The 14,724-nt window shown below is 47.5% G+C and carries 11 protein-coding genes and 1 pseudogene; 2 read left to right on the forward strand and 10 right to left on the reverse strand.

The genetic code is table 11. From position 1 onward, the window contains the following. Window positions 1–72: 72 nt before the first annotated feature. From LKD70_RS01815 to LKD70_RS01840, 6 genes are all read right to left on the reverse strand, one after another. Complete coding sequence (locus LKD70_RS01815) at window positions 73–2,055, reverse strand: glycoside hydrolase family 127 protein (RefSeq protein ID WP_320442575.1); 1,983 nt, start codon at window positions 2,053–2,055, stop codon at window positions 73–75. Window positions 2,056–2,061: 6 nt separating this feature from the next. Continuing rightward, window positions 2,062–3,252 (reverse strand): Gfo/Idh/MocA family protein, encoded by a 1,191-nt coding sequence (locus LKD70_RS01820; protein ID WP_227706347.1) that lies wholly within the window; start codon window positions 3,250–3,252, stop codon window positions 2,062–2,064. 14 nt (window positions 3,253–3,266) lie between these two features. Then, window positions 3,267–4,460 carry a glycoside hydrolase family 172 protein gene (locus LKD70_RS01825; protein ID WP_227706348.1) on the reverse strand — a complete coding sequence of 398 codons (1,194 nt, stop codon included), beginning with the start codon at window positions 4,458–4,460 and terminating at the stop codon, window positions 3,267–3,269. A 25-nt stretch (window positions 4,461–4,485) separates the two neighbouring features. Beyond that, window positions 4,486–5,304, reverse strand: a complete 819-nt coding sequence (locus tag LKD70_RS01830) for a carbohydrate ABC transporter permease (RefSeq protein WP_227706349.1) — start codon at window positions 5,302–5,304, stop codon at window positions 4,486–4,488. A gap of 9 nt (window positions 5,305–5,313) precedes the next feature. After that, window positions 5,314–6,198: a carbohydrate ABC transporter permease gene (locus LKD70_RS01835; protein ID WP_227706350.1), complete on the reverse strand. Its 885-nt coding sequence runs from the start codon at window positions 6,196–6,198 to the stop codon at window positions 5,314–5,316. Between the two features lie 86 nt (window positions 6,199–6,284). After that, on the reverse strand, window positions 6,285–7,607 hold the full coding sequence (locus LKD70_RS01840; protein WP_227706351.1) for an ABC transporter substrate-binding protein: 1,323 nt from the start codon (window positions 7,605–7,607) through the stop codon (window positions 6,285–6,287). A 181-nt stretch (window positions 7,608–7,788) separates the two neighbouring features. Between LKD70_RS01840 and LKD70_RS01845 the strand changes: the two genes are divergently transcribed. Both LKD70_RS01845 and LKD70_RS01850 read left to right on the forward strand, forming a co-directional pair. Beyond that, on the forward strand, window positions 7,789–9,537 hold the full coding sequence (locus LKD70_RS01845) for a cache domain-containing sensor histidine kinase (RefSeq protein ID WP_227706352.1): 1,749 nt from the start codon (window positions 7,789–7,791) through the stop codon (window positions 9,535–9,537). Between the two features lie 8 nt (window positions 9,538–9,545). Further along, entirely contained in the window at window positions 9,546–11,084 is a 1,539-nt protein-coding gene (locus tag LKD70_RS01850; RefSeq protein WP_227706353.1) for a response regulator, read from the forward strand. On the opposite strand, the gene LKD70_RS01855 is transcribed toward LKD70_RS01850, so the two are convergent. From LKD70_RS01855 to LKD70_RS01870, 4 genes and pseudogenes are all read right to left on the reverse strand, one after another. Then, the gene (locus LKD70_RS01855) at window positions 11,035–11,871 is read right to left on the reverse strand and encodes an aminoacetone oxidase family FAD-binding enzyme (RefSeq protein WP_265104700.1); all 837 of its coding nucleotides are present in this window, start codon (window positions 11,869–11,871) and stop codon (window positions 11,035–11,037) included. The two genes, LKD70_RS01850 and LKD70_RS01855, sit on opposite strands and share 50 nt — an antisense overlap. A gap of 62 nt (window positions 11,872–11,933) precedes the next feature. Further along, window positions 11,934–12,398 (reverse strand): annotated as a pseudogene (locus LKD70_RS01860) (MutS-related protein); the annotation flags it as partial. A 28-nt stretch (window positions 12,399–12,426) separates the two neighbouring features. Next, a complete protein-coding gene (locus LKD70_RS01865) occupies window positions 12,427–13,797 on the reverse strand; it encodes an MFS transporter (protein ID WP_227706355.1) in 1,371 nt (456 codons plus the stop codon). Next, window positions 13,709–14,677 (reverse strand): helix-turn-helix domain-containing protein, encoded by a 969-nt coding sequence (locus LKD70_RS01870; protein WP_227706356.1) that lies wholly within the window; start codon window positions 14,675–14,677, stop codon window positions 13,709–13,711. Before LKD70_RS01870 ends, LKD70_RS01865 begins: the two co-directional genes overlap by 89 nt. Window positions 14,678–14,724 lie beyond the last annotated feature (47 nt).

A 14,724-nucleotide genomic window follows, 5' to 3' on the forward strand; every position in this document is an offset into this window, starting at 1 on the left:
ATTTTCCAAAAGGGGCAAGTAAAAAATGCCGCAGGGGCATTACGGCCGTCATTTGCCGAAATGCCCCTGCGTTTAAAAATCAGGGTACTCTTTTACCCATACTTCCATTTCGCCTTCTCCTCTGTTGTTCCAGTAAGCATAGGGTATAAATGTCATTTTTATGTCTTTCAGTTTTTCATCGTGCTCTGCATACAGCTCCGGACTTTTCCAGTTCTCTCTGACGATCTTTTTTCCGTCTGCCTCAATTACGAGCGTTCCTCCAAGTATGTCTTCCCAGTGGATGCGGGGAGGCTTTGAAGTGTCAACATAAACAGAAGAAAGATATTTCCCGTTATCCGCTTCTTCCGCGGCATAAATAAGAGGGCCGCAGGCGATGCAGACTTTTCCGGCATCCTCCCTGACCTCGGGATTCGCATGGAGAAACCGGGGACGGAAAGATCCCTCTTCTTTTCCGAATAAAACCGTATAAACAGTTCCGGCTTCGCACGGAAAATATGCGTATCCTTTCTCTATGCGTATATCTGCCGGGAGATCATTTTCTCCTGACGTTTTCTCCACATGGAATGCTTCCGCGTATTCAGGGATTCGGACAGCTAATTTTGCACATCCCGAAACGCCTGCCCGTTTTACTTCTATTTCAACTTTATTGCTCCAGGGAAAATCTGTGCGGATCTCAAGTTCTGTCTCTCCTGACTCCAGCATGACGGAAACACTTCCCGCCACAAAAAGATTGAGATATAGGGTGTCTTTTTCATAGCTGTATATATATTCTCCCAGAGATGCAAGCGTCCGGGAAATATTTGCCGGGCAGCAGGCTACGCCGAACCATTTTTGCCGTATACTTTTTACATGTTCTTTTGAAGTTCTTTCCATGCAGCTTTCAGGCCAGCATGAGAGAGGATTAACATAGAAAAAGTGTTTTCCGTCCTGGCTGATACCGGCCAGAACTGTGTTGTAAAGCGCCCGCTCCATAATATCCCCATACGCCCCGTCTTTTGTGATAAGAAGCATCCTGCGGGCAAACAGTGCCAGTCCTATGGAAGCGCATGACTCTGAGTATCCGTATTCATTCGGAAGATCATAGTCTGTGGTAAAACGTTCTAAAATACCAGACGAGCCGATGCCGCCTGTCACGTACATTCGTTTTGAAACGATATTTTCCATCAGTGTCTCACAAGCGTTAAAAAGTTCCCTGTCCTTATATTTTTCAGCCAGATCTGCCATAGCACAGTAAAGGTACACGGCGCGTACCGCATGCCCTTCTGCTGTTTTCTGTTCACGAACCGGAAGATGGGCCTGAGCAAACTCGGGGCAGTAATCAGAAAGTTCCGGGAAAAGGAATTTTTGTCCGGGGCGTTTCATCTCTTCCAGAAAATAATTTTTCTCTCCGGTTCCCCGCACATCAACAAAATATTTTGCAAGCTCCAGATATCTCTTTTTCCCAGTAGCGTCATACAGCTTCACAAGCGCCAGTTCAATCTCGGGATGTCCGGGCATCCCTGTTCGCTTTCCTTCTTCTTTACCGAATGTCTCGCATACAAGGTCAGCCATGCGGCAGACAATCTCCAGAAATTTCTGTTCTTGTGTCGCGCGGGAATACGCCACGGCCGCTTCGATCATATGCCCGAGTGTATAGAGTTCATGCCCCTCTCTTAAATTTGTAAATCTGCCAAGCGGATCTTCCAGAATATAGTAAGTATTAAAATAGCCGTCCGGCTGCTGTGCGCGTCCGATCAGACTGATCAGCTCATCCGCACGTCTTTTAAGTTCTTCATCCGGCTGTTCCTCCAGGCAGTACGCCGCCGCTTCCAGCCACTTGGCGGCGTCTGAATCCTGGAACACCGCCCCGTAAAATTTTCCGTTCTTCTCTCCCGCCGCAATTCTGAAATTTTCGATACAGTGACTTTTGGGTGCTCCCTCAATCTGATCATTCATGACTTCCCACTGGTAGTTCAGAATTTCTTTCCTGACTAATTTCCTGTATTTGTTCCAGAACCGGCTGCTGATCGTTACATCTTTTATATTTGCAGTGTGGGCCTTCATCTCCTTTTCCAATCTCCTTTAGGAAATGAACTTTTTAAATTCCGGAATATGTATCACTTTTCCGCCCTCCATCGCCGACTGATGGGCGCAGATTCCCGTACCCGTCCAATACGCCCCGGCGATATCGTCGGGAACCGGCTTTCGGTTTTCCACCACCGCACGCACAAACTCATGAATCATATGCGGATGGGAGCCTCCGTGTCCCCCTCCCTGTTTAAATGAAAGGTGGGTATTCTCGTCATTATATACGGTTTCTGTTGTAAAACCTGCGATGCTTTCAGGAAGCCTGCATCCGTAATCCGGGATTTTAATTCGCTGCTCCGTGATTTCCCCTCCTCTTTTGAATCTGTCCGGGTCTCCGTCGGCGTCCGGAATTTCTTCCTGGATATTTCCTGTCCTTGTATAGAGCACCGGATCTTCTGAGGCTAATTGCTGCCATTCAAAACTTCGTTCACTTCCGTAAATGCGAAAGCATTCCGAATAGCTTCTTGCCACGCCGTAAAGAAAACGTTCCACTTCTATCGCTACATCACTTGTTTCCATCGTGACAAAAGCGGCCTCAAAGGAAAACGGGGAATGGTACTTTTCTTCAAGTTCCTTTCTAATGCGCCCTGAGCCTTTGGCATAGACTTCCTTCGGCCAGTCGTTTAAGAGCATAAAGCATGTGCCGAGCGCATGTGTGGGATGCATAAGCGGCGGAAAGCCGTTCCAGTACGAAGGCCATCCTTCCATATCCTGATAATGCGCGCACGTCATATACTGAACTCTGCCGAACATTCCCTTTTCAAGCATCTCTCTGACATAAAAATATTCCCTTCCGAACACGGTTGTCTCCATAAACATATACTGCTTTCCGGAAGAAATTCTTGCCCTGATTACATCTTCCAGTTCTTTAATACTCATTCCCATAGGTATGGTACAGCCGCAGTGTCTTCCTGAGTTTAAAGCTTTTATGGAAAACTCTGCGTGAGTAGCCGGTGGAGTGACTATATGGACGGCATCTATTTCTCCATCCTTAAGCATCTCATCATAATCTGTGTAGCAGTCGCTCTTACTAAGGCCGAATTTTTCCCGGGCTGTTTTCAAAAGTTCCGGATTGAGGTCAACAGCAGCCACAGCATAGACATCCGGATGCCTCAGATAAATAGGAATAAATTCCATTCCGAAACTGATTCCAACAATTCCTACTTTTATTTTTCCGTCTTTCATTTTCTTTGTCTCCTCTAATCAAACAGCGGCATCTCCTGGGGATAATTTCCCATATACCCGGGCCGGGCCTTAAGTCCGCCGATTCTCTCTTTTGCGTCCATCAGCTCCGGAAGATTATTCTTTGGCCTGTCCAGATAAAAATAAGAACAGCACGACCAGTCATCTTCCCTTTCAAAGAGCAGCGGGCGTCCGTCCAGCATCGGTATGTTCATAAAATCTACGGTTTCCCCTTTTGTATCAATTACCTGGGTACCTGCTTTCAGATTCTTATAAAGGAGCTGGGCGTGGTGGAAATAGTCATCCCGGTCCACCGCTCCGATCTGCTGGATCACCGCGCGGAAATCAGTCTCAAAATAGATCGGATCGGGGACATGGAACCGGTAAAAACACAATTCCATATTTACCTTATCGTAGACCGGACATCCGCTGTACAGATCATAAAAATAGTCCTGTCCCCAGGCTGTCCCGACGTAATCCTCCACTCCTGTTCCGCAGATAGTCGGATAGTCTTTGTCCCCGTCTATGTAAGCCTTAAATTCACCTTCGCCCCACCATGTATCAGAGTAAAGTTTTGTATTGCACCGTACCCCCATATTTGTTCCGAGGAATCTTCCCTTTCCTTCTACATACGGCAGCAGTTCAAAATCCCGTTTCATCCCGGTCAAGTTCTCACGGTTGAAATAAGCGTGAAAATACATCATCTGATCGGAAAACACATCGCCAAGCGTGTAGTCAATGTCATAATAAAAATGTCTGACGTCAACGGACGACTCATTGGTAACGGTTATTTTCATCCCGGTTTTAAACGGCATCGGTATGCATGTACTAAAGCTGCGGCCTTCCGGATTTGTAAAGAGCGCGTTTTTAAAAACCGCCGTTTTACCAAGTCCGACACAGAAGAAATCTCCGAGAGGGACGCTCACCGCGGGCTGATCGCTGTTATCCCAGAACATTTCCAGACGGATTCCCCTTAAAGTTTCAGGAATCTGCTCACTGATTGTAATCCATATTCTTCTGATCATTCCGCTCGTATTTTCTGCATGTGCGAGTACATGGCTTTCCCCTTTATTCAGCCGGAACCAGGGAGAACCTTTCCTGCCGTTTCCGGCTTTTCCTCCCGCACCTTTTTCCCCGTCCGGATTTTCATGGCTTGCCCATCTTGTCACAACATTTTTCGGAAATGTATAAAATTCACTGTAATTCATCATAATCAAACTTCCTCCTTTTGTTTTATCAGTCTTTCATTCCTGTCATTTTAATTCCGTCCAGATAGTACCGCTGAAGCAGCGTAAAAAGAATGACCGTCGGAATCACGGCAACTACGGAAGCCGCGAGAATCAGATTCCAGGAGATTCTAAGAGAACCCATAAGCGTTGCAATCTGAATCTGAATCGTATATTTGCTCTCATTTTGGGCGACAATCGTCGGCCACAGATAAGAGTTCCAGTTTGTCACAAAAAACGATACTCCAAGTGTAATAAACATTGGTCTTGCCAGCGGTATAAATATTTTTGTAAATGTTTTCCACACCGAACATCCGTCGATTCGCGCCGATTCATAAAGTGCATCCGGCATTTCCACAAAATACTGTCTGAACAGAAACACTCCGTATGCGTGCGGAACCATTGGAAGAATAACTCCCCAGAGTGAATTGGCAAGGCCCATTCCCCGTATAATGAAGAACAGAGGAATAATAATCACCGGAAAGGGAATCATCATTGTGCTCAGTACCCACATAAACGCCCCCTTTTTTCCCGGAAAATCCAGCCTGGCAAATGCAAACGCCGCCATCGAATGGATGATCAGCGCGAGCACCGTTACCATCGCTGCGATAAAAAAGGAGTTCCAGATACCTGTAAAAACATCCATTGTCTTAAACACCTGCCGAAAAGCGTCAAGCGTAGGATGCTCCGGGATAATCCGGTAGTCAAACACTTCATTCTCCGGTTTGAGCGCCCCGCTTATAAGCAGGATGATCGGAAAAACGGAACATACAATAAACAGTGTTCCCACAAATATCTTCAATGCAGATATTCCATATTTTTTTGCCACAGTCTTCACCTACTTAAATTTCAACAACTTCATCTGTACAACGGTGACAACCATAATAATCAGGGAGAGCGCCACAGCGATTGCGGAAGCATACCCGAATCTGTACTGTTCAAACGCAAGCTGGAAAATATAATATACTGTCACTTCCGTCGCGCCCGCCGGTCCTCCTGACGTCATCACTCTGATTTGGTCAAATACCTGGAACGATGCAATCAGCGTCGTAATTAAAATAAAAATACTTGTTCCTTTAATCAGCGGGAACGTGATTTTGAAAAATCTCTGAACCGCATTCGCGCCGTCGATTCTTGCCGCCTCATAATATTCTGCCGGTACGTCTTTTAAAGCAGACAGAAAAATAATCATATTATAGCCGAAGGCGATCCAGATTCCCACAACAGCGACACAGATCAGCGCCTGGGAGGATGAGCCGAGAAAAAGCTGTCTTTCTCCTCCGAACAGCTCCACAATTCTGTTGATATACCCGTTTCTTGAGTTGAACAGAAAGGACCAAAGTGTAGCCGCCACAATAGTGGAAATTGTATTCGGCAAATAAATCGCGACTCTGCACGCCTGCTGGCGCCGGTTCCCTCTGATTGAATTGACGAATACCGCGGCGGCAAGAGAAAGGATATATACGGCAGCCACATAAATGACCGCGTATTTTACCGTCGTAAAAAGGCTTCCCCAAAAGGTAGCATCGTCCAGCATGTGCGAATAGTTATCCAGTCCCGCAAATGTTTTCGTCCCCAGAGCGTTCCAGTCAAAAAGACTGATATACAGCGCATATATAATCGGGATGAAAATAAAAATCAGCATCAGGATCATTTCCGGCGCGATCATAAGATAGGCTGTCAGCGCTTCTTTTTTTATTCGTCTTTGTTTCTTTTTTTTCATAAGCCTAACTCTCCTGTATTCCCTCCGGGCACGGATTTGGCCGGAGGAAATACGAATCCCGCAGTTTTTGCCTTAAGGCCTTCTTGTCAGCCAAAGAACACTGAACCGCTTTCCTCCTGATATTTCAGCATATCCTCCTGCGCGATTTCAGCCGCTTCCTTTGCACTCATACTGTAAAGCGCATTCTGAATCATCGTGGAGACAATCTCTTTTGCCTCTCCCGAGAGAGCAATCTCCGGTTTTGCAGTTGAAATCACTTCATCAGAAAATACGGCCGCATTGTCATTGCTGTAATAGATGTCTTCACCTGCTTCGATTACGGAATTTCTCATGGAGTATGAGAATTTTGCCTCCGTGTCAAACTCTTTTACATGATCTACATTCAGCCACAGCCATGATATAAAGTCTTTTGCTCCGGCAATCTCTTCCTCGCTGCTCTGGTTGCTTACAAGAACATTCCATCCGCCTGAAACACTGGCGCTGTTCCCTCCTTCTTCCGGAGCCGGAAGGGGAACTACTCCGTATTTTTCCGGGTCCGCACGCAGAACTGACCAGCTTCCGTTAATCTGCATCGCAGTCTCGCCGTTCGTCAGAATTGAGATATCTGAAACGGATCTTCCGGGAGTCTCATTGCAGTTTCCTGAATCAAGCAGATCTTTCCAAAGTGAAAGCGCATTGATCACTTCCTCTGAATTGAGATTTGCCATGCCGTCCTCGGTAAACAAAGTACCTCCCTGCATCCAGACAAACGGATAAAACGTAAAGCACTGCCAGTCTCCTTTGTCAACTTCAAAGGTAAATCCTGAATAATCATCCGTGTTTAATGCGGCAGCTGCTTCTTTTAATTCCTCCCATGTAGTCGGCGGTTCGATTCCATGTTCCGCAAGAATCTCTTTATTGTAATAGAGCGCTACAAGATCACTGTCCAACGGAAGGCCGTAAATATGTCCGTCTCTTGATACTGTATCAAACGCCGAGTCTGTAAAATCCGCCCGGATCTCTTCTGTGATAATATCGTCGAGAGGTTCGCATACTCCTGCGTCCAGATACTGCGTAATAATCGCCGGGCTGCACTCGAAAATATCCGGTGCCTCATTGGTCGCAAACGCCGTTGCAAGTTTCGTCGTCGTATATTCTTCAAACGGAATGGCAAGAAACGTTACATGATATTTGTCCTGGGAATTGTTGTATTCTTCAATATATTTCTCCAGGAATGCAGTCTCATCCTCCTGTGTCCACTGATTCCAGTAAACAATTTCTACCGGCCCGTCCACACTTTGTGAAGAATCGTCTGTTTTCCCGGCCTCATTTTCCTGGCTCTGGCAGCCGGCCATTCCGATCACCATCATTCCTGCCACCAAACAGGAAATTCCTCTTTTCACATATTTTCTTAGTTCCTGGTTCTTCATATTTTTCCTCCTTGCTGCACGGGCCCTGTGCTTTATGGTTTTATTTTATCGGCTGTAATCAGTTAATAAAATACCACTTTTTTTACAGGGTGCATTTTTTTTACTTTACCATTTCCGCTTCGTCATATAATATGATTACAAATACTGTTAACTTTACAAATATTTTTGGTAGGAAAATGCAATGAAAAAACTGAATCTCTCCTTAAGAAAACAACTTGTTATCATTTTCATATTTGCTGCTTTTATCCCAATGACATTTGCCGCAGCCTTGCTGTACAAAAGCCAGTACACCCGGACTCTGGAAAAAGAACTTTCCACACAGTCTCAGATACTTAAACTCGCCGCATCTAATATTCTGCAAAAGGTAAGCTATTTTAACCGTCTCACCGCATCTGTCTATTATAATGATGAAATTTTAAGATGCCTGGAAAATGGTGTGACCCGTCCGTTAACCTGGCAGGAAAAGCAGCAGGTTCAGCCTGCAGTAGATTCCATGATGCGGACAGATGAAATGATCCTTTCCTTTTCTCTTCTCACCGTCTCCGGAGACACATTATTCTGGAATGACGGCTACAGCGGTGTCTTGTCTTCAAATATGATTGAGCCTGATTTCCTGAAGAAAATATATGAGTATAACGGGCAAGGTGTTCTCTCAGACCCGATCACATATACAAAACGGCGCAGGTATCCTTCCTCCTCTACTTCAATTTATTACGGACGTCTTCTGCGCAGTGTTGAGCGCAGTTTCCGTCCCATCGGTCTGCTGATTATGGAAATTGATATTTCTACTTTTGAAGATATCATTACATCGACAGGATTTAATACAGATGCCGCCCTTCTTCTGACCACACAGAACGGTACTTTAGTCTGGGGATATCAGGAAGAACTGATCAATTTTCAGATCGGGGATGTTATTCCGAAAGAAATAGCAGGCAGACCGGAAAATAAATTTTCTGCTCTTCGCATCGGCGGAAGCGACTACTACTGCTTTTATTCTGAAGTGGGTACACTTGAATACGGCTGTTATTCATTTCTTCCCGCATCAGCTATTCAGGAATCTGTCCAGTCCGTCAGCCTGTTTATTTTCCTGATTTTCATGGTAAACTTCGTGTGCCTTGTTCTCGTTTTTATGATGTTTACCTGGAAAATTATCACACCCGTCCGTGCGCTTTCAGTCATCATGAAAGATCAGGATTTCATGCACTATCACCCTGTTCCGCCACTTACGGCTCACAACGAGATCGGGAATCTGTTCTATGCGTTTCATGAAATGAGCCAGCGTACGTTTACTCTTGTCGAACAGCTTAAAGAACTTTCAAAGAAAGAAGCCAGCCAGCAGCTGGCGCTGCTCCACGCACAGTTAAATCCGCATTTTCTGTATAATACGCTGGATGCAATCAGCTGGATGTCTCAGAACGGACATTCTGAAAAAATTCCCGATACCGTCAGCGCGCTCTCAAACATTCTGCGGTACAGCATCATCCGGAACACGGATTTTGTAACGATCAGTGATGAGCTTTTCTGGCTGAAAAACTATGTATATATTCAAAAGATCCGTTTTCCCGATCTGTTTACGGTTGACTACAATGTTCCGCAGGAAGCGAGGAATTGCAAAATTCCCAGATTTATCCTTCAGCCGTTTATTGAGAACTCGATTCTGCACGGCTTTTCCGAGAAAAGCAGCGGCGGACGAATTATACTGAAGATTTTTTTACGTGAAAAGAGAATCTTTATTACAGTAACCGATAACGGGAAAGGAATGTCGAAATCCAGCATTTACTCTGCTTTATACAGGGAAACCAACCACATCGGTATTTACAATACTAACGAATATATCAGAAAAAAATTCGGCAGTTCTTTTGGAGTTTATATCGAATCCAAACAGAATCAGGGGACAACAGTTACTGTCTGCCTGCCGTTTCAGAAATGAGGAATACTATGAATCGTGTAATCATTGTTGATGATGAAATACAAAGTCGTACCGGGATCGCTGAAATCTTTCGCAGACATACTCCGTCATGGGAAGTCTGCGGATTATTCGCGGACGGCCTGTCCGCCCTTTACTATCTTCAGGATCATCCTGAAATTGATCTGATCGTCACTGATATCCGTATGCCCAGATTTGACGGCCTTGAACTGATCAGTAAAATCCGGGAGATTAATTCTTCTCTTCCGATTATCATTATCAGCGGATATTCAGAATTTTCATATGCAAAAAAAGCGGTTGACTATCATGTCTTCCGCTACATCTTAAAACCGGTTTCTCCGGCTGAATTTGACGCCGAGGTCACTGCTGTAGAAAATTATCTTCTTTTAGAACGCACATCTTCCGGGCAGTGTTTCCGCCCGGAAGAATATGAACAGTTTATGGATCTTCTATTCTCGGAAGCCGTGTCAAAAAGCAACGGGAAAGCTGTTCAAAAGCTTGAAGAACAGTGCGGTTTTTCCTTTTCCGGCACATGGTTTCTGCTGTTTGAAGGAAAAGAAGCATTTGAAGATCAGATGAGCGGATTCCGAATGCAGATGCACCGGTTTTGCAAAAAAATTTCCGCAGATCACTTTTATGTATTTCTTTTCTGCCAAAAAATTTACTGTGTTTTACTCAAGCAAAGCAGCATTTCCATCGAAGAGATGAAAAAACAGGTTCAGATCTTTCTCTGGAAGTTCCCGGCAGATGCGAGGATGCACGCAGGAATTTATCGAAGCGTCCCTGATGACACTTTCAGAAATGCGTTTTACAGCGGGATGTCCGCATTGAAACAGTATTTATATATATCCTCCCCTGTTCATATTTATCAGGATCAGCTGCTGTGTGCCTTTCCTCACACCTATTATCAGAACCTGCAGCTTTATCTTGAGCAGAACAGTCCGCTTGACGTAAGGGATTCCGTATATTCCTTTATGGATTATATCAAAAAATCCAGGCCTTCCTATTTTGAACTGCAATCCTGGATTAACCGGATTGTCCTGTCGGTCACTAAGTTCTGCGCTGACAATAAACTTCCGTCTTCATGTTATATCGATTATGCAGAAAGCCTGAATTTTCTTTACAATTATCATTCTCTTGAGGAAATAGAAGACTCTTTGCTTGCTCTGACGGAAAGCGCTATGAGTGAAGCCGCAAACCGTGCCGGACACTCTGAAAAATGGCTGGTCCGGCAGGTGCAGGCGTATCTGGCCGAACATGTAAAAGAAAATGTCACTCTGTCAGAGTTAGGGGAAGTTTTAGGCGTAAACTATACGTTTTTAAGCAGCGTGTACAGTTCGAAAACCGGCCAGACGATCATCGAAACACTGACCGCTTTAAAAATATCCCGTGCAAAAGAGCTTCTGATAAACACAGATAAGAAGATCTATGAAATCAGTTCCGAACTCGGATATAGTGAACCGAAGTATTTTGCCCGGAGGTTTCGCCAGATTACAGGCGTCACTCCGAAGGAATATCGGAAGATTTATTCTTCATACCAGTCCAGGTAGCGGCCGCTTTTCCCGCCGCATATCCGCTGGCCCACGCCCACTGCAGGTTGTACCCGCCGCACATTCCGTCCACGTCCAGTATCTCTCCTGCGAAGTGCAACCCCGGCACGAGAAGCGACTCCATTGTCTTTTGATCTACCTCCCGGGTGTCGATTCCCCCGCAGCACACCTGCGCCTGTTCAAAGGAATTGGTACCCGTCACCCGGACACAAAGCTCTTTGATCAGGTCGGTAAGAAGAGAAATTTCTTTCTCTGTCAGATCAGCGGCCTTCTTTTCCCTGGGGATGCCCGCCATTTTCACCCACAGGTCGGAGAGCTTTTTGTGAAACAGGCCGATCAGGAACATGGAAGCCGGTTTTTCCGGCCGGGTATTGGCGCGCGCTTTCAGAAACGCTTTCGTCTGTTCCGCCGTAAAATCCGGAAGAAAGTCAAGAACCGCGCTTGGACTTTTTTTCTCGTACAAAAGCCGGGACACGTACCGGCTCACCTGAAAAACCGGAATCCCGGAGATTCCGTAAGCGGCAAGCTGAATCTCTCCTCTGTCTTTCGCGATGCACGTTCCGTCTGACCATACGGACACTTCCCCGTCCGCTCTTACGCCGGATACCGACCGGAAGAAGTCCCCCTCGCACTGAAGCTGTACAAGCACCGGAAGAACCGGGATCAAGCGGTGTCCCAACTTTTTGGCCAGGCTATACCCGGATCCATCGGAGTCGGTAAAGGGAGCGGCTTTGGAACCCGCGCACAGAATCCCCCGGTCAGCGCGCCGGTTTTCCCTCTGTCTCAACGGTAATCGACAACGTTCCACGGGAACATCGACTGATCTGTTCTGCGCTTATCACGTCTTCGTCGATCACAGACTGGGATGTTCGCGCTCTTTGCCGGAACGAAAGAGCCGATCTGTGCCATCAGTGCGATCAGCGCCGTCTAACGCATATAGGTGGATTTTCCGGCCATATTCGGACCTGTGATGATGGAGATTCTGTGCTTTTTTCATCCAGGTATGTATCGTTTGCGATGAACATGTCGTTTGGAATCATCCGCTCCACAACAGGATGGCGTCCCTCTTTGATATCGATTACGCTCTTCTCGTTGATCTTCGGGCGGACATAATTGTTTCGCTCTGCCACAAGGGCCAGGGATGCGAACACATCCAGATTTGCCATCGCCGTCGCCGTCTGCTGAATCTGCCCCACCTCTCCCGCAATTTTGTCGCGGACACTGCTGTAAAGCTCATACTCCAGAGCGTAAAGCTTGTCCTCCGCCCCGAGAATTATCCTCCAGCTCTTTGAGCTCTGGGGTGAGAGTGCTCTCCAATCCTGAAGCAAGCGGAATTCCGGGGCTATTTCCAGCGCATCTCCAGCACAGCCGTACAGATGAGCAGGCCGCCCGCCCCTGCCATGATCCACGGAAGCGGCACCTCATCCGCCAGCGGCCCGAACACTGCCATTCCCGCCGGATAGCAGAACGCATACGCTGCGCTCATCCGCCCGAATATCCTTCCGTGAGAGGCCGCATCGCTGTTCTCCTGGAGCAGTGTGGTGATCGTCGTCTGCACTACCGTCAGGGCAATGCCGTACACTGTCATCAAAACGAGATAGAGTCCGAAATTTCCCACCGCACCCATCCCGGCCGATGCCGCGCCGAACAGCACAAGTCCCGCGGAAAGCACAGGTTTCTTCTGTTTTTTTGCCCATTGGCCTGCCGCCGCAGCCATAAGCATGCCGCCCGCCGTCATTCCGCCGAAGCCGCAGACCTCGGCTGCCGTCAGATACAGGTACGAGTTTCCATATGTTCTGCTCACAAACAGCCCGGAGAGATACCCGGCAGGGACACACAGAAACGTAACCGCTCCGTAAAGGATCAGCAGGCCTCCGGTTTCCCCGCGGACACAGGCAAAGGGGATGCCCGGACTTCGCTCTTCTCTGCATTCTGTACCGCTGCGGTTTTTGCGATTACGACGGGCCCGGTTCTGATTTCTGTGAGCCTTTTCCGGCCCGGGGACGGATACCAATGCAAGGATTCCGACACCGGCCGCAGCGGTAAAAACATCTATCAGCAGGGTCGTCCGCAGGGATCCTGCCGAAAGAACGGCTCCTGCCGCCGCAGGTGCTGCAAACTGCACAGCGGACTGCATTGCCGCGTTGATCCCGTTATACCGCATCAGATGTTCTCTCGGGACAAGCCCCGGGATCGCCGCATTCACTGCCGGCGACTGAATCCCGGCTCCGGCAGAGCGGAGGACACACATGACAAGAAGCACCCACAGCGTCGTCTGCTCTGAGGAAATACCCGGCAGCAGGCAAAACACCACGACCGTAACCGCCGCGGTCATCATATCTGCGCCGATAATAAGCCGTTTACGCCGGTATCTGTCCGCCCACTCCCCTCCCGGAAAGGAAATCAGAAACTGGGGCAGATAGGAACAGACAGAAAAAGCGGCCGCCCATGCGCCGCTTGATGTAGAAAGAGTAATATGCCAGACAACCGCCATCTGAACAATCTGCGTACCGAAAAGAGTAATACTCTGGCTTATGAAAAACAGAGCCGCTCTCTGTCTCCACCTTCCGTTTATCCGTACCCCTGTCTTTTCTTTGTCCGCCGTCTTTCTGTTCTCTTCCCCTTTATTTATTGTCCCTGTGTTCACCTTCTCTGTATTCGCTTTCTCTGTATTCGCTTTCTCTGTATTCGTCGTCTCTGTATTCAACGTCATTTTTTCCTTCCTCCTTCTGCTTCGGAGGAAGCACAAGCCGCTGTACCGGATAGCCGTATTCCGTAAGCAGCTCTCTTCTTTGAAATCCAAGATCCAGATAAGTCCTGCGCCAGCCCGTATCCGCCTTATCCCCCGCGCAGAATGTTGTCACGCTGATCTCTTTTCCCCGGAACACGCCGTCCGCAAGCCAGTTTACAAAGATTCCTTCTATGCCGGCCCCTGCACTCCGATACCGGGGATGCACCGCAAGGAAATCGATCCTTCCGTCCCCGGAAAAGCCCATGATCCCGGCAGCCTCTCCTGCGTCTCTTAAAATCACAGCGCTCCGGTTCTCAATGTGCAGATACAGGTTCTCAAGATATTCCTTTTCATCCAGCCGGGGATATCCGTCGATGGAACGATATACAAGCTCCATCCAGTCGCTGACGTCCTCCCGGACAACATACCGGATCCCATCTCCTGTCAAAATTCCCTTTTCTTTCTGCACAGTCTGCCTCATTTTGTTCTTCTGTTTCCATTCAAGAGAGATCTCAAGCTGAAGCGGGTAAAACGCACCGGCTGCTCTGAAACGAGCCGGAGTTATCTTGTACATTTTCCTGAAAACATCCGAGAACGCCTGCTGACTTTCATACCCGCTCTCCAGTGCGATTTCAAGAACCGGTTTTTCCGAAAAGACAAGCATGCGGGCCGCCTCAGTCAGGCGTCTTCTCCGAACATAACTGTGCAGCGTCATCCCGGCCGACTTTGCAAAAAGACGGTGCAGGTGGTATTTTGAGCAGCAGGTTTTCTCCGCCATCGTATCCAGATCAAGGGGTTCGTCCAGATGATCTTCGATATAGAAGATCGCCTGGGAAACCATGTCAACTGTCCGGTTCTGCATCCGCGCCTCCTCCTTTTTGACTCGATTCTATCAGAAAAACGGATCTG

Source organism: Ruminococcus turbiniformis, from assembly GCF_020687545.1.
Classification (GTDB): Bacteria; Bacillota; Clostridia; order Lachnospirales; family Lachnospiraceae; genus Mediterraneibacter; species Mediterraneibacter turbiniformis.

Coding starts and splice junctions, on each gene's coding strand:
- LKD70_RS01820 (WP_227706347.1), bottom strand. CDS start 3,252: ATGAAAGACGGAAAAATAAAAGTAGGAATTGTTGGAATCAGTTTCGGA.
- LKD70_RS01825 (WP_227706348.1), bottom strand. CDS start 4,460: ATGATGAATTACAGTGAATTTTATACATTTCCGAAAAATGTTGTGACA.
- LKD70_RS01835 (WP_227706350.1), bottom strand. CDS start 6,198: ATGAAAAAAAAGAAACAAAGACGAATAAAAAAAGAAGCGCTGACAGCC.
- LKD70_RS01840 (WP_227706351.1), bottom strand. CDS start 7,607: ATGAAGAACCAGGAACTAAGAAAATATGTGAAAAGAGGAATTTCCTGT.
- LKD70_RS01845 (WP_227706352.1), top strand. CDS start 7,789: ATGAAAAAACTGAATCTCTCCTTAAGAAAACAACTTGTTATCATTTTC.
- LKD70_RS01850 (WP_227706353.1), top strand. CDS start 9,546: ATGAATCGTGTAATCATTGTTGATGATGAAATACAAAGTCGTACCGGG.
- LKD70_RS01865 (WP_227706355.1), bottom strand. CDS start 13,797: ATGACGTTGAATACAGAGACGACGAATACAGAGAAAGCGAATACAGAG.
- LKD70_RS01870 (WP_227706356.1), bottom strand. CDS start 14,677: ATGCAGAACCGGACAGTTGACATGGTTTCCCAGGCGATCTTCTATATC.